General features: G+C 70.4%; 18 protein-coding genes. 9 read left to right on the top strand and 9 right to left on the bottom strand.

The genetic code is table 11. The features are described from left to right. Nucleotides 1-26: 26 nt before the first annotated feature. Nucleotides 27-608 carry a TetR/AcrR family transcriptional regulator gene (locus A4R43_RS29155; RefSeq protein WP_113695219.1) on the bottom strand — a complete coding sequence of 194 codons (582 nt, stop codon included), beginning with the start codon at nt 606-608 and terminating at the stop codon, nt 27-29. A 73-nt stretch (nt 609-681) separates the two neighbouring features. Between A4R43_RS29155 and A4R43_RS29160 the strand changes: the two genes are divergently transcribed. Then, complete coding sequence (locus A4R43_RS29160; protein ID WP_113695220.1) at nt 682-1569, top strand: DMT family transporter; 888 nt, start codon at nt 682-684, stop codon at nt 1567-1569. Here the strand turns inward: A4R43_RS29160 and A4R43_RS29165 are convergent. Next, entirely contained in the window at nt 1508-2818 is a 1311-nt protein-coding gene (locus tag A4R43_RS29165) for a UDP-glucose dehydrogenase family protein (RefSeq protein WP_113695221.1), read from the bottom strand. The two genes, A4R43_RS29160 and A4R43_RS29165, sit on opposite strands and share 62 nt — an antisense overlap. A 142-nt stretch (nt 2819-2960) precedes the next feature. Here A4R43_RS29165 and A4R43_RS29170 point away from each other — a divergent pair, with 142 nt between their 5' ends. Together A4R43_RS29170 and A4R43_RS29175 are read left to right on the top strand one after the other, a co-directional pair. Then, nucleotides 2961-3719, top strand: coding sequence for an SDR family NAD(P)-dependent oxidoreductase (locus tag A4R43_RS29170; protein WP_113695222.1), 759 nt, complete (start codon nt 2961-2963; stop codon nt 3717-3719). Nucleotides 3720-3879: 160 nt separating this feature from the next. Further along, nucleotides 3880-5253 carry an IS1380 family transposase gene (locus tag A4R43_RS29175; RefSeq protein ID WP_113694850.1) on the top strand — a complete coding sequence of 458 codons (1374 nt, stop codon included), beginning with the start codon at nt 3880-3882 and terminating at the stop codon, nt 5251-5253. 168 nt (nt 5254-5421) lie between these two features. Here the strand turns inward: A4R43_RS29175 and A4R43_RS29180 are convergent, their stop codons facing one another. Together A4R43_RS29180 and A4R43_RS29185 are read right to left on the bottom strand one after the other, a co-directional pair. Continuing rightward, nucleotides 5422-7053, bottom strand: coding sequence for a TM0106 family RecB-like putative nuclease (locus A4R43_RS29180; protein WP_113695223.1), 1632 nt, complete (start codon nt 7051-7053; stop codon nt 5422-5424). Between the two features lie 33 nt (nt 7054-7086). Beyond that, nucleotides 7087-7968 carry an RICIN domain-containing protein gene (locus A4R43_RS29185; RefSeq protein ID WP_162788643.1) on the bottom strand — a complete coding sequence of 294 codons (882 nt, stop codon included), beginning with the start codon at nt 7966-7968 and terminating at the stop codon, nt 7087-7089. Nucleotides 7969-8086: 118 nt separating this feature from the next. On the opposite strand from A4R43_RS29185, the gene A4R43_RS29190 reads away from it, so the two are divergent. Continuing rightward, nucleotides 8087-8554, top strand: coding sequence for a DUF6474 family protein (locus A4R43_RS29190; RefSeq protein ID WP_113695225.1), 468 nt, complete (start codon nt 8087-8089; stop codon nt 8552-8554). A gap of 73 nt (nt 8555-8627) precedes the next feature. On the opposite strand, the gene A4R43_RS29195 is transcribed toward A4R43_RS29190, so the two are convergent. The 5 genes from A4R43_RS29195 to A4R43_RS29215 are packed head-to-tail and all read right to left on the bottom strand — an operon-like array spanning nt 8628 to nt 13974. After that, complete coding sequence (locus A4R43_RS29195) at nt 8628-9605, bottom strand: glycine betaine ABC transporter substrate-binding protein (protein ID WP_113695226.1); 978 nt, start codon at nt 9603-9605, stop codon at nt 8628-8630. Continuing rightward, the gene (locus tag A4R43_RS29200) at nt 9602-10384 is read right to left on the bottom strand and encodes an ABC transporter permease (RefSeq protein ID WP_113695227.1); all 783 of its coding nucleotides are present in this window, start codon (nt 10382-10384) and stop codon (nt 9602-9604) included. Before A4R43_RS29200 ends, A4R43_RS29195 begins: the two co-directional genes overlap by 4 nt. After that, nucleotides 10381-11580, bottom strand: coding sequence for an ABC transporter ATP-binding protein (locus tag A4R43_RS29205; protein WP_418190755.1), 1200 nt, complete (start codon nt 11578-11580; stop codon nt 10381-10383). The genes A4R43_RS29200 and A4R43_RS29205 overlap by 4 nt, the downstream gene beginning before the upstream one ends. After that, the gene (locus A4R43_RS29210) at nt 11567-12214 is read right to left on the bottom strand and encodes an ABC transporter permease (RefSeq protein WP_113695228.1); all 648 of its coding nucleotides are present in this window, start codon (nt 12212-12214) and stop codon (nt 11567-11569) included. The genes A4R43_RS29205 and A4R43_RS29210 overlap by 14 nt, the downstream gene beginning before the upstream one ends. Beyond that, nucleotides 12211-13974 carry a BCCT family transporter gene (locus A4R43_RS29215; protein WP_113695229.1) on the bottom strand — a complete coding sequence of 588 codons (1764 nt, stop codon included), beginning with the start codon at nt 13972-13974 and terminating at the stop codon, nt 12211-12213. The genes A4R43_RS29210 and A4R43_RS29215 overlap by 4 nt, the downstream gene beginning before the upstream one ends. Before the next feature lie 322 nt (nt 13975-14296). Here A4R43_RS29215 and A4R43_RS29220 point away from each other — a divergent pair, with 322 nt between their 5' ends. The 5 genes from A4R43_RS29220 to A4R43_RS29240 all read left to right on the top strand — a co-directional run bounded on the left by A4R43_RS29220 (nt 14297) and on the right by A4R43_RS29240 (nt 19526). Next, nucleotides 14297-14848: a hypothetical protein gene (locus A4R43_RS29220; protein ID WP_113697973.1), complete on the top strand. Its 552-nt coding sequence runs from the start codon at nt 14297-14299 to the stop codon at nt 14846-14848. A gap of 42 nt (nt 14849-14890) precedes the next feature. After that, nucleotides 14891-15667 carry a YcnI family copper-binding membrane protein gene (locus tag A4R43_RS29225; protein WP_113695230.1) on the top strand — a complete coding sequence of 259 codons (777 nt, stop codon included), beginning with the start codon at nt 14891-14893 and terminating at the stop codon, nt 15665-15667. Further along, a complete protein-coding gene (locus A4R43_RS29230) occupies nt 15664-16203 on the top strand; it encodes a copper resistance CopC family protein (protein WP_113695231.1) in 540 nt (179 codons plus the stop codon). The genes A4R43_RS29225 and A4R43_RS29230 overlap by 4 nt, the downstream gene beginning before the upstream one ends. Further along, nucleotides 16200-17222, top strand: coding sequence for a copper resistance D family protein (locus A4R43_RS29235; RefSeq protein WP_113695232.1), 1023 nt, complete (start codon nt 16200-16202; stop codon nt 17220-17222). The genes A4R43_RS29230 and A4R43_RS29235 overlap by 4 nt, the downstream gene beginning before the upstream one ends. 249 nt (nt 17223-17471) lie before the next feature. Then, nucleotides 17472-19526 (top strand): ATP-binding protein, encoded by a 2055-nt coding sequence (locus A4R43_RS29240; RefSeq protein ID WP_236808353.1) that lies wholly within the window; start codon nt 17472-17474, stop codon nt 19524-19526. The last annotated feature ends 117 nt before the right edge of the window (nt 19527-19643 follow it).

The following is a 19643-nucleotide window of genomic DNA, read 5'->3' on the forward strand; positions in this document are numbered from 1 at the left end:
CCGAGCAGACAACATAGTACGCGTTGCTAACGGTTTTGCTGAGCCCCGATCAGCCCGGCCGCGATCTGTTTCGCCGAGCCGACCGCTCCCGGCACCACGTCCAGCGAACCGGCCACGGTGGCGCCTTCGAGCAGGATCAGCAGCGCCCCGGCCAGTTTCGCCGGCTCCGGCAGCCCGGCCCGTTCGGCCAGGTCACGCAGGTAGTCGCGCAGCCAGCGCTTCTGCGCGGCGATCACCCGGCGGCCGGGGTGGTCACCGTCGGGCAGTTCGGCGTGCGCGTTGACGAACGCGCAGCCACGCGGGTTCATCGTGCGCATCCAGCTGTCGAGCGCGTCGAAGACGAGCAGCAGCCCGTCGGCCGGTGCGGTGTCCCCGGCGTCACCGACCACCGCGTGCACGTGGGCCCGCCAGCGCTTGTCCCGGCGCCGCAGGTAGTGGCCGATGAGCGCGTCCTTCGAGCCGAACCGGTCGTAGAGGGTCTTCTTGGTGACCCCGGCCTCACCCGCGATCAGGTCCACGCCGACCGCGTGAATGCCCTTGGCGTAGAAGAGTTTCCCGGCGACCTCGAGCACCCGCTCGGCCGCCGGGGTGAGTTCCGTCGTGGCCATCACTTGACAGTACACCGATCTGTCTACCACCCTCGAATGAGTAAACAGATCGGTATATCTCTCGGGAGGTCGCATGCGGACGGGCTTCGTGCTGATGTGGAGCTCGGGCTTTGTCGGGGCCGCGCTCGCGGCGGGCACCGCGGGCACCGCGACCACGCTGATGTGGCGGTTCCTGGTGGCCGCGGCGCTGATCGGCGGCTGGTGGTGGCTGACCAGGCGCCGGACGCTGAGCCTCGCCGAAATCGGCCTCCAGGCGGGCATCGGGCTGCTCTCCCAGTGCGTGTACCTGTCCGGCATCTTCTGGTCGGTCAATCTCGGCGTGCCGTCGGGCACCGCCGCGCTGATCGCCGCGATGCAGCCGATCGTGGCCACCGTGCTCGGCCAGTTCGTGCTCGGTGAGCACGCCTCGAAGGGCCAGTGGGCCGGGCTGGTGCTCGGCCTGGCCGGGGTCGCGCTGGTGGTCGGCGGTGACCTGGCGGGCGGCACCGCGCCCGCGCTCGCCTACGGACTGCCGGTGCTGGCCATGCTCGGGCTGGTCGCGGCCACCCTGATCGAGCGGCGGTCCGGCACCACGACCGCGCTCGGTGACAGCCTGGCCATTCAGTGCGTGACCAGCGCCGTTGTCTTCACGGCGGTCGCCGCGGTCACCGGGCAGCTGGTGCCGCCCGCGAGCGGGTCGTTCTGGTTCGCCATCGGCTGGGTGGTGCTGCTGTCCACCTTCGGCGGGTACGGCTTCTACTGGCTCAACCTGCGGCGCGGCTCGGTCACCTCGGTGTCCAGCCTGCTCTACCTCACCCCGCCGACCACCATGCTGGCCGCGTTCCTGCTCTTCGGCGAGACGCTCGACCCGCGCGGGCTGGCCGGGGTCGCGGTCTGCGCGGTCGCGGTGTTCCTGGTGCTCAGGAAACCGCGGCCGTCGGGAAAAGCGCCTGCCGAGCCCGCCCGATGCCCTGCCAGCTGAGCCCGGCGTCGAGCACGCGCCGCGGTTCGAGCAGGTTGCGGGTGTCCACCACGGCGTCGCCGTCCATCAGCTCGGCCAGGTAGTCCCAGTCGAGCCGGCGGAACTCGGCCCACTCGGTGAGCACCACCACCGCGTGCGCGCCCTTGGCCACCTGGTAGGCGTCGTCCACCACGGTCATGCCGGGCAGCTCACCGCCGACGGCCGGGTCGTAGGCGGTCAGCTCGGCACCGTGCGCGGCGAGCACCGAGGCCACCGCCAGCGCGGGCGAGTCGCGCAGGTCGTTCGTCCCGGCCTTGAAGGCCAGGCCGAGCAGGCCGATCCGGGCCCCGGCGAGCGAGCCGCCGACCGCACCGGCGATCTTCGCGATGATCCGGTCGCGCTGGGCCACGTTCTCGTCGATCGCCGCGCGCAGCAGGCCGAACTCGAAGCCCGCGGCCTCGGCGATCCTGGTCATCGCGTGCGTGTCCTTCGGCAGGCAGGAGCCGCCCCAGCCGGGGCCGGGCTTGAGGAACGAGCGGCCGATGCGCCGGTCGTACCCCATGCCCTCGGTGACCGCCTCGATGTCGGCGCCGAGCCGCTCGCACAGCTCGGCGACCGCGTTGACGTAGGAGAGCTTGGTGGCCAGGAAGCAGTTCGCCGCGTACTTGACCAGCTCCGCGCTGGCGGCGTCGGTGACCACGCTCGGCGCGGCCAGCTCGTCGTAGAGGCCGGCCACCCAGTGCGCGGCGGCCAGGTCGTCCGAGCCGACCACGATCCGGTCCGGGTGCAGGAAGTCGGAGACCGCGGTGCCCTCGCGGAGGAACTCCGGGTTCGACACCACCGGCACGTCGTCGCGGCCGAGCAGTTCGCGGATCCGCCGCGAGGTGCCCACCGGCACGGTCGACTTGGTGATCAGCGCGCAGCCCGGCGGCACCACGTCGCCGATCTCGGCGGTCACCGCCTCCACCGCGCGCAGGTCGGCCGAGCCGCCCGCGCCCATCGGCGTCGGCACGCACAGGAAGACGCCGTCGGCCTCGGCGACCGCGGCCCGCGCCCCCACCACGAACGAGAGCCTGCCGCTGGTCAGCCCGCGGCCGACCAGCTCGGCCAGTCCGGGTTCCAGGATGTCCACCCGCCCGGCGGCGAGCCGGGCCACCTTGGCCGCGTCCACGTCGACGCAGGTCACCTGATGACCGATCGACGCCAGGCAGGCGCCCGTGGTCAGTCCTACGTATCCGGTCCCCACCACCACGATCCGAGCTGGACTCATGCCGTGAAGGTGACAGCCGGAGTTGACCGCGAAACCAACAGCAGCGAACACACCCGCGTACTCCTGCGGACGGGTGGGGTGGACGCGATGCGAACGAGCGTTAACCTGGTGGCGTACTCGGGTTAGAAGGGACACCGCACACATGCAGATCACCGACACCGCGGCCGTGGTCACCGGGGGCGCGTCCGGCCTGGGCGGCGCGACCGCCAAGGCACTGGCCGCCGGGGGCGCGAAGGTGTTCGCGCTCGACCTCGCCCCGTCGATCGCCAAGGCGGACCAGGTCGACGGCATCACCTACGTCGAGGCCGACGTGACCGACCCGGAGCAGGTCCGCGCCGCCGTCGCGCAGGCCGCGGACTCCGGCTCGCCGCTGCGCGTGGTGGTGAACTGCGCGGGCATCGGGCCGTCCGCGCGGATCCTGTCCAAGAAGGGGCCGCACGACCTCGACCTGTTCCGCAAGGTGATCGAGATCAACCTGATCGGCACGTTCACCGTGGTCACCGTGGCCGCCGAGGCGATCGCCAAAACCGAGCCACTGGCCGACGACGCCCGCGGCGTGATCATCAACACCGCTTCGGTGGCCGCTTTCGACGGACAGATCGGGCAGGCCGCCTACGCCGCGTCGAAGGGCGGTGTGGTCGGGCTGAACCTCTCGGCCGCGCGGGACCTGGCCTCCCACGGCATCCGCGTGATGACCATCGCGCCGGGCATCATCGACACCCCGATGCTGGCCACGGTCAGCGAGGAGTTCCGGGCGGGCCTGGCCGCCGGCGTCCCCTTCCCGAAGCGGCTCGGGTTGCCGGAGGAGTACGCCAAACTGGCCCTTTCGATCATCGACCACGACTACCTCAACGGCGAAGTCATCCGCATGGACGGCTCCCTGCGCATGGCCCCCCGCTAAGCGGCTCGCATGTCACGAATGTGGCTTTCGAGACGTTATGCCTGGATCCACCGGTGTTTGTGGTGGTGGAGTGGTGTCGTTGAGGGGCAGATGCCCTCTGACTTGGGATGATTGTTCTTGCGAGGGAACAAAGTCCACTGAGTGAGAGGGCATCTGCTGGATGCGATCGTCTCATAGCGCCGGGTCGGTGTCGGTGAGGTTCGACGAGGAGAGTCTCGTGTCGTGCGCGGGGCTGGTGCCGATGCTGCGGCTGGCCGAGGGCATCGGCCTGGGTGTGTTGATCGATGAGCGGGTCGATCTGGGGATGGCGGTCGGGGCGAACACGGACGCGAAAGCCCTCTCGGTCGTGGCCGGGATGGTGGCTGGTGCTGATTCGATCGATGACCTGGATGTGATCCGGCACGGCGGGATGGGGCGGTTGTTCGATCGGGTGCGGGCGCCTTCGACCTGCGGTTCGTGGCTGCGCGGGTTCACCCACGGCCACGTCCGCCAGCTCGCCTCCGCTGCCGGGGAGGCCCTGGTCCGGCTGGCCGGGCGGGTGCCGTCACTGCTGGCCGGGGTCGACCGGCTGGCGTTTGTCGATATCGACGCCAAAATCAAGCGAACCTATGGTCACCGCAAACAGGGCAGCGGATTCGGCTACACCGGGGTCCGGGGCCTGAACCACCTGATCGCCACGCTGTCGAGCCCGGTCTGCGCGCCGGTGATCCTGACCGCCCGGCTGCGCGGCGGGACCTGCGATTCCCGCCGCGGGGCGGCCTCGATGATCACCGAAGCGATCGGGCTGGCCCGCCGGGCCGGGGCGACCGGCATGATCGTGGTCCGCGCCGACTCGGCGTTCTTCACCGGCCCGATCATCGCCGCGATCCGCGCAGCGGGCGCGTCCTTCTCGGTCACCGCCCAGAAAAACGTGGCCACCCAGGCTGTGATCGACCGGATCGGCGAGGACGACTGGACCGAGATCGCCTACCGTCACCCGATCCCCGACCCCGACACCGGCGAGTTGATCACGCACGCGCAGATCGCCGAAACCACCCTGACCGCGTTCGTCAACACCACCCAGAACCCCGGCCGCCAGGTCACCGCACGGCTGCTGGTCCGCCGCACCCCGAGAAACAAGCGCAACGACCAGGGCGAGTTGTTCCGCGCCTGGAACTACCACGCGATCTTCACCGACACCGGCTTCGACCTGCCCACCGCCGACCAGCACCACCGCGAGCACGCGATCATCGAGCAGGTCTTCGCCGACCTCAACGATTCCGCCCTGGCACATTTCCCCTCAGGCCGCTTCCCGGCCAACCACGCCTGGCTGATCCTGGCCTGCCTCACCCACAACCTGCTCCGCGCCGCCGGCTGCCTGGCCAGCGTCTTTCACGCCAAAGCCCGCACCGGCACCCTCCGCCGGCACCTGATCACCATCCCAGCCCGCATCATCCGCACCGCCCGCCGCATCACCCTGCGACTGCCCACCAACTGGCCCTGGCAAGCCAGCTACCAGGGCCTATTCACCGCCACCCACACCCGGACACCCTGACCCCCAACCCCACAACCAAGCCACAGTGGACACACCGGATGCGAGACCGGTCAATCCCACACGCCCAACCACCACCACAAGATCAACAACCACCACCTGGATCCACCGACAAAACACATCGGTGGATCCAGGTTATGCGTCTCGAAAGCCACATTCGTGACATCCCCTCTAGAGATCTCCCATGTAGGGCACGTTCTGGGCTTCGTCAGTCATCCAGCGGCGGAGGGTGTAGGTGGCCATCACGTCGTCTTCGTTGTACCGGAGGATGCGCTCGGCTTGTTCGGGGCGCGGTTCGTCACCGTCCATGCCGACCGCGTCCCGGTACCAGCGCATCGACGCCTCGCCGCTGGCCTCCGGGTCGCGCCAGCTGAACCCGGCCACCGGCGCGATCACCTTCAGCCCCTTGCCGTGCGAGCAGAGGAACTGGTCGGAGACCAGCTGGAACAGGTCCACCCACTCCTCGGAGTCCACAAAGGACGCGATGTCGGCGCGGGCGGGGATGCCGTCCTCGCCCGCGAAGCGCTTCACCGTGCCGAACAGCCAGCGGTTCTCGGCGAGCGCGTTGTAGCAGTAGGCGCGGAAGGTCAGCCCGGCCTTCTCGGTGCGCTGGCGCACCTCGGTCAGCCAGCCCCAGAACTCGGCGAACGAACGCGCCTCGTCGGGTGTGGGCAACGGTTCCCAGGTGGCGAAGGCGTGATACCCCTGGCGCACGCCGATGTCCGCGCCCGAGAGCAGGCAGCCCCACAGGTAGGCGCCGGAATCGCCGAAGCTCTCCATGTCCACGTCGACCTCGACGTCGGCGCGCGGCACCTCGATCCGGTCCACCTTGCGCACCACGTTCAGATCCGCCAGCCACGCCCTGGCCAGCATCACCGAATTGCCGAAGGACTCCCCGCTCAACGGCACCGGCGGACCTTCGGCCGGGTCCAGCGCGGCCAGCTTGTCCACAGTGGACACCCCGGCGCGGCGCAGTTCCACGCCGTCCTCGCCGCGCACCACCAGGCTGACGTCCCTGGCGGCGAGCAGCTCGTCCCCGCAGGTCGGCCACCACGGGCAGCGGCGGCATTCGAGCACCCGCGACGGCTGCGCGAGCGGCTCATCCCCGGCGGCGGCCGCCTTCGCCACGGCCAGCCTGTCGGCGAAGCGGGCGTCGTACTCGGTGAGTGCGCCCCGGCCGCCGGGCCAGGTCGGCGCGTTGAGGTCGTGCCACAGCACCACGTCCGCGTCCAGCCCGATCACGCCGCCGAGCGCCCGCGGATCGGCCAGGCCCAGCTTCTGCAGCATGCGGCGGATGTGCGCCAGGCGCAGCTGGTCACGCGGGTGGGAGCGGACCTTGCGCTCCGGGTCGGCGGTGGCGTTGTCCGGGTCCAGATCGGTGAGGCCGGTGGTCAGCGCGCCCTCGCCGCGGTCGGTGATGCGGTGGCGGACGACCAGCACCGGCACGTACCCGCCCGCCGTGCGCACCAGCACCTCGACCCCGCCGCGACGGCCGCCTTCGGGATCGACCGGCAGCAGCGCGCCCCAGATGAACGGCACACGGGTGGCCAGCGCGGATTCGGTCAGCGCGACCCTGTCCGGCGCCGGCAGCTCACGCGGCACGCTCGCCCAGCCCTCGCCGGTGGCCGCGATCAGCCGCCGGGCGATCTCGTCCCGGTGGGCGGCGGCGTCGGCGATGCGCTGCGCGGCGGACGGGTCCTGCGGCGCGCGCGGCACCTCGCGCATGGTGGGATCGTGGTCGAGGTGCACGCGACGACGGCAGCGCGTGACCGCCGCCGCGTCCAGCAACACCTCGTTTTCCATCCCCCTACTCTAGGTCGGGGGTACGACAGAAGATCACGCGCCGTCGATGTCGAACACCTGGTGCCTGCCGCCGTCACAGGGTCCCTGGATCAGCTGGACGCCGGGTTCCGCGCTGGCCCGGTACACCCCGATGCACCAGCGGCCGGCCGCCACCGAGCGCATCCGGTGCCCGCCGTCCACCGGCTCGAACTGGAAAAGCTGGTCCTCCCGGCCGTCCTCGCACATCCGTCCGGCGAGCAGCATCTCGCTGCTGACCCCGTCCACGGCCAGGCAGCCGAGGCCCTTGTCGGGGTGGTGCAGCTGGATCTGCGCGGTGTTGTTGGGGAACCACACCAGGGAGAGCTCCGGCGTCGCCGTTTCGCAGGGGTGCTGCCCGATCACGTCGCGGCCGCTGCCGGTGAACAGTTCCTTGCCCTCACCGAGGCACATCCCGGTGTGCACCACACGGATCCGCTGTTTGTCCGGGGCCTGGCGGAGTTCGGCGGGGGCGGGCTGCGCCATCGGCGGGGACTCCGGCTCACCGCCGACGGTCATCACCGCGACCACCACCGCGATCACCGCCAGCGCGGCCAGTGCGACCAGCGCGTACCCGAGTCTTCGGCGCGGCGGCCGGGGGTCCTCCGGCGTGACCTCGACTCCGGAAGCGAGGTCAGCACGCACGGCCAGCCAGCGCTCGACGGTCTCCTCGTCGGCACCGGCGGCCTTCAGGAAGGCGTCGACCAGCTCGGCACGCGGGAGCTTGTCGCGGGCCAGCGCCGCGCTGATGGTGGAACTCGGCAACACCAGCCCGGCCTGCTCCGCGCGGCGTTCCAGGGCGCGGTAGCTGTGACCGGTGCGGATCCGCACCTGGCGCATGGCTTCGACGAACGCCGCGGCGTCCGTCGCCGTTCGTGGGTCCGGCCATTCTCCAGGCACCGCACTCCTTCCCCAGGACGACGCGGAGATTCTAGGGGCAAAGCGTGCCGACGTGCTCCCGTCCGGGACGGGCAGTAAGTTCACGGTGGACACCGGCGGGCACGGAAGGTGAGCACGGATGGGCCGCAAGAAGATCGAGAAAGAGGCCGGAGAGGGTCTGTTCACGCCGAAGAGGGCCCGCAACGTCATCGCGGTGGCGAAGGTGGTCGGACCGGCGGTGATCCCGGTGGTGGCGCCGTTCGCCGTGCAGGCGGCGGGGGCCGCGCGGAACGCCTACGACCGCTACCAGGCCCGCAAACTGGGCGTCGACGTCGACCGGCTAGGCGAGTTCACCGGCCGCGGAGCCCGCCTGCACGCGCGGATCGCCGGGGTCGGGGAAGGCCTGGACGAGCTGCGTGCCTCCTCGCGGGCCACGCCGGAGGACACCAAGTTCGCCGACAAGGCCGCCGGAACGCTGCAGCAGCTGGCCGCTTCGGTGCGGGCCGCCGAACGCATGCCGACCGCGCGCCGCAAGGCCGCGCACCGCGCGGTGGCCAGCGAACTGGACCACCTGGAAGGCCAGCTCCTGCACCGCCTGGGCATCTGACCCGAAGACCCCGGACACAAAGGTGGCTTTCGGGGCAGAATCTCCGCCCCGAAAGCCACCTTCGTGTTCTGGGTCAGCCCGCGGTGACGAAGCCCTTTTCGACCATCCAGTCACGGGCGACGGCGCCCGCGTCCTGGCCTTCGATGTCCACCTTCTTGCCCAGCTGGATCATCTGGTCGTTGGTCATCTCGGCGGCCACCGGCCGCAGCACGTCGGCCACCTCCGGGTGCGCGGCGAGGTAGTCCTGCCGCAGCGTCGGGCAGACGTTGTACTGCGGGAAGAACTTCTTGTCGTCCGCCAGCACGGTCAGGTTCAGCCCGGCGATCCGGCCGTCGGTGGTGAAGACCTCGCCGAACCGGCAGGTGTTGTTCGCGATCGAGGCGTAGATCGCGCCGGTGCCGAACTGCTTCACCTCGGTGGCCGGGAAGTCGTACAGCTTCTGCACCCCGGGGAAACCGTCCTGGCGGCTGGCGAACTCGGTCTCCACGCAGAACACCGCTTCTTCCGGGTTCTGCTTGAGGAAGTTCGTCATGTCCGAGGTGGTCTTCAGGTTGTGCTGCTGCGCGAAGTCGGCCGTGGTGGCGAAGGCGTAGGTGTTGTTCACCGGCGAGTAGTCCAGCCAGCTGATCCCGTTCTGCTCGAGATCGGCCTTGCGCACCGCCTCGTACTGCTGCTGCTCGTCCGGGATCGGATCGGTGTTGCCCAGGTAGTTGATCCAGCCGGTGCCGGTGTACTCCCAGGTCATGTCGATCTCACCGGCGAGCAGCGCCTGCCGCGCGTTGGTCGAGCCCTTGATGTCGGACAGGTCGGTGACGTCCATGCCCGCCGCCGACAGGGCCAGTTCGGCCATGTAGGCCAGCAGGATGTTCTCGGTGAAGTCCTTCGAGCCGACCGTGATGTCCACACCGGACAGTGCGGGCACCGGCTTGATCGAGCCCGGCCCGACCGCGTACGGCAGCGCGGCGTTGGTCTCCAGCCCGCACGCGCTCACCGACAGGGCCAGCACCGCCGCGCCGAGCAGCGCGGAAATCTTGCGGATTCCGCGTTTCATCGCAGCCCCTTCGGTCCCAGGTACTGCTCGGCGACCGCGCCGAGCCAGTCCACGATCAGTGCCGTGCCCACCGCCAGCACCGCGCCCACCACGATCACGCGGTTGAGCTGCAGCTTGTAGCCGGTGTCGATGAGCACGCCGAAGCCACCGCCGTTGACGAAGACCGCCAGCGTCGCGGTACCCACCGCGAGCACCAGCGAGGTCCGCAGCCCGGCCAGGATCAGCGGCACGGCCAGCGGCAGCTCGATGCGCCGCAGCACCGCCGACGACGACATGCCGATGCCGCGGCCGGCGTCGATCAGCGCCGGGTCCACCTGCTGCAGGCCGACCATGGTGTTGCGCAGCACCGGGAGCAGCGAGTAGAAGGCCAGCGGGATGGCCACCACCCACAGCCCCTCCCAGCCGGTCCACAGGAAGAACAGCACCAGCACGCCCAGCGCGGGCGCGGCCTGCCCGATGTTCGCGATGGCCAGGAAGAACGGCGCGGCGGGCTTCGCCCAGCGGCGGGTCAGCGCGATGCCGAGCGGCACCGCGATCACCACCACCATGGCGGTGACCACCACGGTGATCAGCAGGTGCTCGCCGAGCGTGGTGAGCAGCGTGCTCGCGTTGAGCGTCTTCTGCTCGTTCGGCTTCAGCTCGCTGGAGAACACCCACGCCAGCACCACGCCGACGATCAGCACGACCACCAGCGGCTGCGCGAACAACCGCACCCGCTCGGCACGCGCCGAGCCGGATTCGGTGGTGAAGCCGGAGGTGTCGGTCTGCGCGGTGGTCATGCGTCGTCCCCGTGCTCGGCCCGCAGCTGCCGGACGGTGTCCATCACGGTCTCGATGTCCACCCCGCCGACGTACTCGCCACGCGGGCCGGTGACCACCGCGCGGCCGCCCTCGGTGAGGATCGCCTCCAGCGCGTCCTGCAGCGTCGACTGGGTGCTCACCGAGTCGCCGATCGGGCGGGCCACCGCCTCCAGCGAGCCGGCCGCGGCCAGGTCACGCACGTGCACCCAGCTCAGCGGGCGGCGCCGGTTGTCGAGCACCAGCCCGTAGGTCTTGCGCGCGTCGGTGAGCCGCTTGCGCACGTCCGCGGGCGAATCGCCCTTGGTCACCGTGATCAGGCCCTCGTCGCTGTAGTCGATGTCCCGCACCCGCAGCAGGGTCAGCTGCTTGAGCGAGGCGCCGGCACCGACAAAACCGGCCACCGTGTCGTTCGCCGGGTTCGCCAGGATCGCGTCCGGGGTGTCGTACTGCAGGATGGTCGACCGGTCGCCGAGCACGGCGATCTTGTCGCCGAGCTTGACCGCCTCGCTGAAGTCGTGCGTGACAAAAACGATCGTCTTCTTCAGGTCGGTCTGCAGCCGCAGCAGCTCGTCCTGCAGGTTGCCGCGGGTGATCGGGTCCACCGCGCCGAACGGCTCGTCCATCAGCAGCACCGGCGGGTCCGCGGCGAGCGCGCGGGCCACCCCGACGCGCTGCTGCTGGCCACCGGAGAGCTGCCGGGGGTACCGGTCGCGGAACTGGGCCGGGTCCAGCCCGACCAGGTCCATCATCTCGTCCACCCGGCTGGAGATCTTCTGCTTGGTCCAGCCGAGCAGGCCGGGCACCACCGCGATGTTCTGGCCGACGGTGAAGTGCGGGAACAACCCGGCCTGCTGGATGGCGTACCCGATGGTGCGCCGGAGCTGGTCCGGGTTGAGCGAGAGCGCGTCCTTGCCGCCGATGGTGATCTTGCCGGAGGTGGGCTCGATCAGCCGGTTGATCATCCGCATGGTGGTGGTCTTGCCGCAGCCGGACGGCCCGACGAAGATCACGATCTTCCCGGCTGGCACCACCATGGAGAAGTTCTCCACCGCGGGGTGCTGCTGGCCGGGGTAGCGCTTGCTCACCTGCTCGAGCTGGATCTCCACCCCGGAGACCTCTTCGCCGCCGTTTTCGACGGCGGTCGCCGACGTTGCCACGTTCTCAGCCACGGACACCCCTTGAGATGGTGAATCGGGAGATCAGGAAGTACACGCCCTCGAGCAGCAGCGCGAGGATGACCACGCCGATCGTGCCGACCAGCGCTTCGTTCACCGCGTTGGCGCTGCCCGCGCGGACCAGCCCGGAGAACACCTCGTCACCGAGGCCGGGCCCCTTCGCGTAGGCCGCGATCACCGCGATGCCCATCAGCATCTGGGTGGCCACGCGCATGCCGGCCAGGATGGCCGGCCAGGCCAGCCGCAGCTCGACCCTGGTCAGCACGCCGAACCGGCTCATGCCGATGCCCTTGGCGGCGTCGGCGATGGCCGGGTCCACCCCGGCCAGCCCGACGATGGTGTTCCGGACGATCGGCAGCAGCGCGTAGAGCACCAGCGCGATCACGGTCGGCTCGGTGCCGAGGCCGACCACCGGGATCAGCAGGCCGAGCAGCGCGAACGACGGGATCGTCAGGATCGCGCTGGCCAGCGCGGTGGCCACGGCCGAGCCGATCGGGGAGCGGTAGACCGCCACCCCGATCAGCACGCCGAGCACCGCGGCGATGATCGTGCACTGCACGACCGCGCTCACGTGCAACCACGCCTCGAGCGAGATCCGATCCCACCGGTCGGCGACGAACTCGAAGAAGTTCACGGCCGGCGGCCCTTGAGCAGCCGGCGCCGGGGCCTGGCTCCCCCGGTGCGCTCCTCGTGCATCTCTTCCAGTGACCTCATCATCTCGTCCTCCCGCAGTACCAGCGGATCATGGCGCAGGTCGCGCCACACGGCGACACAGAGACCGATCATCACCAGCACGAACGGCACGGCGATGAGAATGGTCAGGTTCTGCAGCCCCTTCAGGCCGTCGTTCCCGCCGACCAGCAGCATCACCGCGGCGACCGCGCCCATCAGCACGCCCCAGAAGATCACCACGTTCTTCCGCGGGTGCACCGAGCCGCGTTGCGACAGCGTGCCCATCACCACCGACGCCGCGTCCGCGCCGGAGACGAAGAAGATCGACACCAGCACCATCACCAGGATGGCGATCGGGATGAACCACGGCAGCGTCTCGAGCAGCTCGAAGGTGGCCGACTGCTCGCTGCCCGCACCGGCGATGTCCACGCCGTTCTGCTGCCGGTCGATGGCCGCCCCGCCGAAGATGGCGAACCAGAGCAGGCTCACCACGCTCGGCACCGCGATCACGCCGATGATGAACTGGCGGATGGTGCGGCCACGCGAGATGCGGGCGATGAACATGCCGACGAAGGGCGTCCACGAGATCCACCACGCCCAGTAGAAGACCGTCCAGCCGGAGAGCCAGGTCTGCATCTCCTCGCCGCCGGTGGCGCCGGTGCGGCCGGACATCTCGGCCAGCTCGCGGAAGTAGTCCCCGATCGCGCCGGGCACCAGGTTGAAGATCAGCACGGTCGGGCCGACCACCAGCACGAAGACCGCGAGCACCGCGGCCAGCACCATGTTGATGTTGGACAGCCACTGGATGCCCTTGGCCACACCGGACACCGCCGAGGCGATGAACGCGATGGTCAGGATGGCGATGATCGCCACCAGCACGCCCTTGCCGGGGTTGTCGATCCAGCCGACCGCGCCGAGCCCGCCGCCGACCTGCAGCGCGCCGAGGCCCAGCGAGGCGGCCGAGCCGAACAGCGTGGCGAAGATCGCCATCACGTCGATCGCCTTGCCCAGCGGGCCCTCGGTGCGGCGCTTGCCGAGCAGCGGCGCGAACACCGAGCTGATCAGCTGGCTGCGGCCCTTGCGGAAGGTGCTGTAGGCGATGGCCAGGCCGACCACCGCGTAGATCGCCCACGGGTGCACGGTCCAGTGGAACAGCGTGGTCGCCATCGCGGTGTGCACGGCCTCGTCGGAGCCGGCCGCGGCGGTCCCCGGCGGCGGGCTCGCGAGGTGCGAAACCGGTTCGTAGACACCGAAGAACATCAGGCCGATGCCCATTCCGGCGCTGAACATCATGGCGATCCACGAGGAGGTCCGGAATTCCGGCTTCTCCTTGTCCTGGCCCAGCGGAATGCGGCCGTACCGGCTGATCGCCAGGCACACCGCGAACAACACGAATCCGGAGGCGGTGAGCACGAATGCCCAGCCACCGTAGGGAATTACCGCTTTGTTGAGCAGCGTCTTGGCCACCGAGGCGAGGCTCGACGGGGACGAGACACCCCAGGCGATGATGGCGATCGCCAGCACCGCGGCGATCCCGAACACCGTCTTGTCCGTCTCGGCGGGCCGGTCCGCGGCCAGTTCGAGCGGGACATGCTCGTCCGGGGAATGACCTGCGCCGGTCGTGTCCGGGGCGTTCGCGAGGTCCTGGGTCTCGGCGCTGTGCGCGCCACCACCCACGGCCTCCTCTTCGCCTGGCTTGCCGTCCTTCGAACCCGTAGTCATATGCGCACGCCGACGAATCGGCGCGACCTCCCTCCGGCCGGAACTAACCCGTTTGGTGCAGCACCCTAACCCTTGGCCCGTACGCGGCATGCCCCGAATCGCTGAGGCGGGTCAAGCCGCCATTGGGTGCGACTACATTTGCGGATCACCTCCGAATCGGCAAGCACAGGGGCGTGACAATCGGCAGCCGATTTATCGCGGCAACCGGTGTCACCTGCGACAACCATGAATTTCTCCTACTTGCGCGCAGCCGGTGGATACACTGTGTTCAAGACGCGGGATGGCCTTCGCCGACCGTGGACGGGTCCCATACGCTGGTCTGGTGAGCCGACCCCGCCCCGAACACAGCGCGTTACGCGTTGTACGCGGGTTGTTGCTCGCGCCGGCTTCCGCGGCGCTGGCGATCACCGCCCACGCCCTGGCCGATGGCCAGTTCCCGAACCTCTCGCTCACCGTGCTGCTGACCGCCCTGATCGGGTGGGTCTCCACCGCGCTGGCCGACCGGACCACCGGCCTGCCCGGCATTCTCACCGTGCTCGGCCCGGCACAGCTGGTGATGCACTTCGTGCTCACCGAACTCGGCGGGCACGCCACCGAGCACAGCGGCACCGGTGTGATCAGCGGCACGCTGCCGATGACCGCGGCGCACACGCTCGCCGTGCTCGGCACCGCGGTGCTGCTGGCGCGTGCCGAGTCGCTGCTGCGCGTGGTGCTGGCGAGCCTGCGGCTGCTGCTGCCGGTCAGCTGGACGCCCGCGCCGGTCCGCGGCCGGGCGATCCGGCCGGTGACCGTCCACCCGGAACTGTCCGCCGGGCCCGTCCCGGTGTTCCTGCGCACGGCGCTCGGCCGGCGCGGACCGCCTCTCGCTACCTGAACCCCTTACCCCCCAAGACCTTTGTTCAGGAGCGAAAGTTCAATGTCGACAAAACGATTCATCCAGCGCGCTGCCGTGCTCGCGGGCGTGGCCGGGCTCACCGGCCTGATGGGTGCCGGGCTGGCCTCGGCGCACGTCACCGCGGACTACTACGGGCAGGAGCCGCAGAAGGGCGGCCGCGGCCTCATCGTGCTGCGCGTGCCCAACGAGGAAGCCGACGCCGGCACCACCAAGGTCGAGGTCGCCTTCCCCGCCGAGTACGGGATCACCTCCGCGCGCACCAAGCCGGTGCCGGGCTGGTCCGCCGAGATCACCAAGGCCACGCTGCCGACCCCGGTGAAGAACGGCAAGGGCGCCGACGTGGCGGAGGTGGTCAGCAAGATCACCTGGACCGCGCAGGGCGGCACCAAGATCGCCGCCGGATCCGGGGAATACCAGGAGTTCGAGTTCAACGCGTCCACCCTGCCGTCCACTGTGGACACCCTGGTGCTGCCGGCCACGCAGACCTACGAGAACGGCAAGGTGGTGGCCTGGGACGCGCCGCCGCCCCCGGACGGCGGCGAGGAGCCGGAGCACCCGGCGCCGACGATCAAGCTGGCCGCGGCGAGCAGCGGCGGTGACCACGGCCACGACGCCGCGGCCACGAGTTCCGGCGAGCAGTCGTCCGGCCACAACGAGGCGTCGGCTGCTTCGGCCACCGACAACACCGCGCGCTGGCTCGGCGGGGTCGGCCTCGCCGTCGGCGCGCTGGGTCTCGGTGTCGGCGCGGGCGCGACCATCCGCGCACGCCGCGGTGCGGCCCCGAAGGCGGACGCATGAGGCGGATCCTGGTCGCGGTGCTGACCGCGACGGCGCTGCTCGGCCTCGCCTCCCCGGCGCTGGCGCACAACGTGCTGGTGTCGTCCGACCCGGCGAAGGGCACGACGCTGCAGGAGGGCCCGGCGCGGGTCACCCTGACCTTCGACCAGTACGTGCAGTCCGCCGACGTGAACCAGGTCGCGGTCACCGGCCCCGACGGCTCGCAGTGGGCCGAGGGCGCGGTCGAGGTCAAGGGCAACGTGGTGTCGGCGCCGCTGCGCCCGCTCGGCCCGGCCGGTGAGTACACGATCGGTTTCCGCATCCTGTCCGCGGACGGGCACGCGGTGAGCGACGAGATCAAGTTCACCCTGGCGAAGGCGGGCACCGGCACCCCGGCGGCCGCCGACGCGGCGCGCTCCGGCGGCACCGGCGGCGGCGCGGCCGAAGAAGCGTCCGGCGGCGTCCCGCTGTGGGTGTGGATCGCCGGCGCGGTGGTGCTGCTCGCGCTGGGCCTGGTGTTCGCGCTGCGCGCGGGTAAGGAACCGACGAAGTCATGACCCAGGCCGAGACCACCTCGCGAGTCCGTTACTCCACGCTGTTCTGCGTGGTCACCGCCGCACTGGTGGGCGCGCTGATCGGCGTGGCACTGTCGGCGACCGCGCCGATCCCCGGGGTGACCGAGGTGAGCGAGGTGGTCTCGGTGGCCATCCCGATCGTGCGGGTGCTGCTGGACATCGCGGCCGTCGCGACGATCGGGCTGTCACTGCTGTCGGTGCTCGTCGGCTACGACCGGCCGAAGCTGACCGAACCGGTGCTGCGCCTGGCGCGGCCCGCCGCGGTGGCAAGCGCGCTGGTGTGGTCGGTCACCGCGTTCGTCGCGCTCGTGTTGCAGACCGCGGAGTTCCGCCCGCAGGCCGAAACCATCGGCGCGGGGGACGTGTGGGCGTACATCGTGCAGATCGGCGCGGGCAAGGCGCTGCTCGTGGTCGGGGTGCTGGCGCTGGTGCACGCCGGGCTCGGTGTGCTCACACTGCGGCACGGCGAGAAGGTGCCCGCGGAGGTGCGGGTCGGGCTGGGCCTGTTCGCGCTGCTGCCGCTGCCGGTCACCGGGCACGCGTCGAACTGGGACTACCACGACTACACGATGATCTCGATGGAGCTGCACGTGATGAGCGCCGTCGCCTGGACCGGCGGCCTCGGCGCGATGGCGGTGCTCCTGGTCGGCAACCGGACTCTGCTGGCGCACGCCCTGCCGCGCTTCTCGAAGCTGGCCACCCTCTGTCTGCTCCTCTCCGCGGCGACCGGGCTGTTCAACGGGATCGTCGAAATCAACCTGAACCCGACGATGGACCTGATGACCGGGCTGCTCACCACGCCGTACGGGCAGCTGGTCCTGCTGAAGCTGGCTTGCACCGGCGTGATCGCCCTGCTCGGCGCACACGTGCGGTGGCGGCTGATGCCGAAGATCATGCGCCACGAACGGACCGCGCTGGCGCTTTGGGCCACCCTGGAACTCACCGTGATGGGCCTGGCCTTCGGCTTCGCGGTGGTCCTCACCAGAGCGCCGGTCGCCTAGGCCCATGGCGCGGGGGCCCTCAACAACACCAAGCCCCGGGACCCCGCGTGTCACGAATGTGGCTTTCGAGACGTCTGGCGTCTCGAAAGCCACATTCGTGACACCGGACCCGGAGGCCAGGTGACGTAGGGCTGTTCGGGGGTACGGACCTGGGCCGAACGGGCGCTTCCTGGTGGTTGTCTTGCCCGAAGCGGAACCGGGGCGGCACGCTCTGACGTCAGCACGCGTGTGCACAGCGGAGGAGCAGGTGTGACCACCGGCCAGGGTTCGATGACCACCGCGCCGGCGCCGCGGCGTTCGCCGGAGGTGGAGCCGGCGGTGCCGCGGGAGCTGGAGCACCCGCCCGCCCATTTCACCAACCGCACCGAGCAGCTGGAGTTGCTGGACCGGCTGCTCGACGGTCCCCGCGACCGGCCCGTGGTGCAGGTGATCAGCGGGCTCGGCGGCATCGGCAAGTCCGCGCTGGCGCGGCACTGGGTGCACCGCGTCCGCGCGCGCTTCCCCCGCGGGCAGTTGTACGCCGATCTCGGCGCCTTCAACGCCGGCGGACCCACCGATACGGGTGAACTGCTCAAGCGGTTCCTCGAGGCCTTCGGCATCGACGGCAAGAAGCAGCCCGCCGGGCTCGATGAGCTGAAGGCGCTCTACCGCTCCGAGACCGCGGGCCGTCCGCTGCTGGTGGTGCTCGACGACGCCGTGTCCTCCGAGCAGGTGGCCCCGCTGATCCCCACCGCGTCCGGCAGCGTGGTGGTGGTGACCAGCCGTTTCCGCCTCGGCGGGCTGCGTGCGAGCCACGGGGCGCGGCGCCTCGAGCTGACCAAGTTCGAGCACGGCCACGGCGTCCAGCTGCTGTCGGCGATCGTCGACGACGAGCGCACCGAGGTGCTCTCCCCGCACCTGACGCAGATGGTGTCCTTCTGCGACGGACTGCCGATCGCGCTGCACGTGCTGGGCGTCAAGCTGGCCAACCAGCCGCACCTGTCCGCTGCGCGCGCCGCCGCCCAACTGGAACGATTGCGGCTGGCGGCATTGGCGGACCAGAAGGAGAACCTCTCGGTGACCAGCACCTTCGACCTCTCGTACCAGGACCTGTCCCCGGAGGCGGCGCGGCTCTACCGCGCGCTCGGCCTGCACCCGGGGCCCGAGTTCGGGCTCGGCGCCGCGTCCGGCGCCGCCGGGCGGTCGGTGGACGACACCGAGGTGCTGCTCGGCGAGCTGGTGCAGTCCGGGCTGCTCGACGCGAACCAGGACCGGTTCGAGTTCCACGACCTGGTGCGCATGCACGCCGGGGACAAGGCCGCCGCCGATCCGGTGGAGGCCGAAGCCGCCCGCCGCCGCATCCTCGAGTGGTACCTGCACGCCGCGCGCCGGACCGAGGACACGCTGACCGTGCCCGACCAGGACCGCATTCCGTACGAGTTCGCCGGCCACGCGCCCGACGCCGACTCGCTGCCCGGCAACGACGACGCCCTGCCGTGGCTGGAGCGCGAGCGGCCCAACCTGATCGCCGCGATCAAGGACGCCGTCCGGCACGAGCTGCCCGAGCTGGCCTGGCAACTGGCCGCCGCGATGTGGCCGCTGTTCCTGCTCCGCAAGCACTACCGCGACTTCCTCACGGTCAGCCAGCTCGGCGTGGAGTGCGCCGAGGAATGGGGCAACACCTCGGCGAAGGCCCTGATGCTGAACCGTTCGGGCGCCGCCTGCCGCGGTGCCGGGCGGTTCGACGAGGCCATCGAGTACTACACGGCGGCGAAGGAAACCCTGGCCGGCGGTGGTGACCAGGCCATCGCGATCCGGTCCATGGAGGGGCTGGGCCTGGTCGCGCTGGCGCAGGGCCGGACCGAGGACGCGCTGGCCCACTTCGAGGAGAACCTGGCCTACGCCCGCCGCCTCGAGCGCGCGCACGACGTGAACCTCGCGCTGGTCAACCTCGGCGTGACGCTGGTCAAGGCGGGCCGGGCACACGAGGCGGTGGACCGGCTGGAGCAGGCCAAGTCGCTGCTCGACGCCCAGGGCGACGAGTACAACCGCGCCCGCGCGCAGATCGACCTCGGCCGGGCGCTCGCGCACGACGAACGGTTCGACGAGGCACGCGCCCAGGTCGGCGCCGCGCTCGCCACGATGGAATCGGCCGGGTCGGCCTTCGAACAGGCGCGCGCGATCCACGCGCTCGGTGATGTCGCGAAGCTCGCCGGTGATATCGCCGAGGCCCGCGCGCGTTACGAAGCGGCGCTGCCCATTTACACAGAGCTCAACCGTCCCGAGGCAAAACCGCTCGCGGAAGAGCTCCGCTCACTCGCCTGAGCAGGCAAGACGATCTTCGATCGGGTGCTTGGTGGCGGTGTGTAATCAGTCCGCGTTCATTCTGAGTAACGAATCATCTAAGTGGGGTGATCAGTCGGGCCGAATTCACTAGCTGCA

The organism is Amycolatopsis albispora, from assembly GCF_003312875.1.
Taxonomy (GTDB): Bacteria; Actinomycetota; Actinomycetes; order Mycobacteriales; family Pseudonocardiaceae; genus Amycolatopsis; species Amycolatopsis albispora.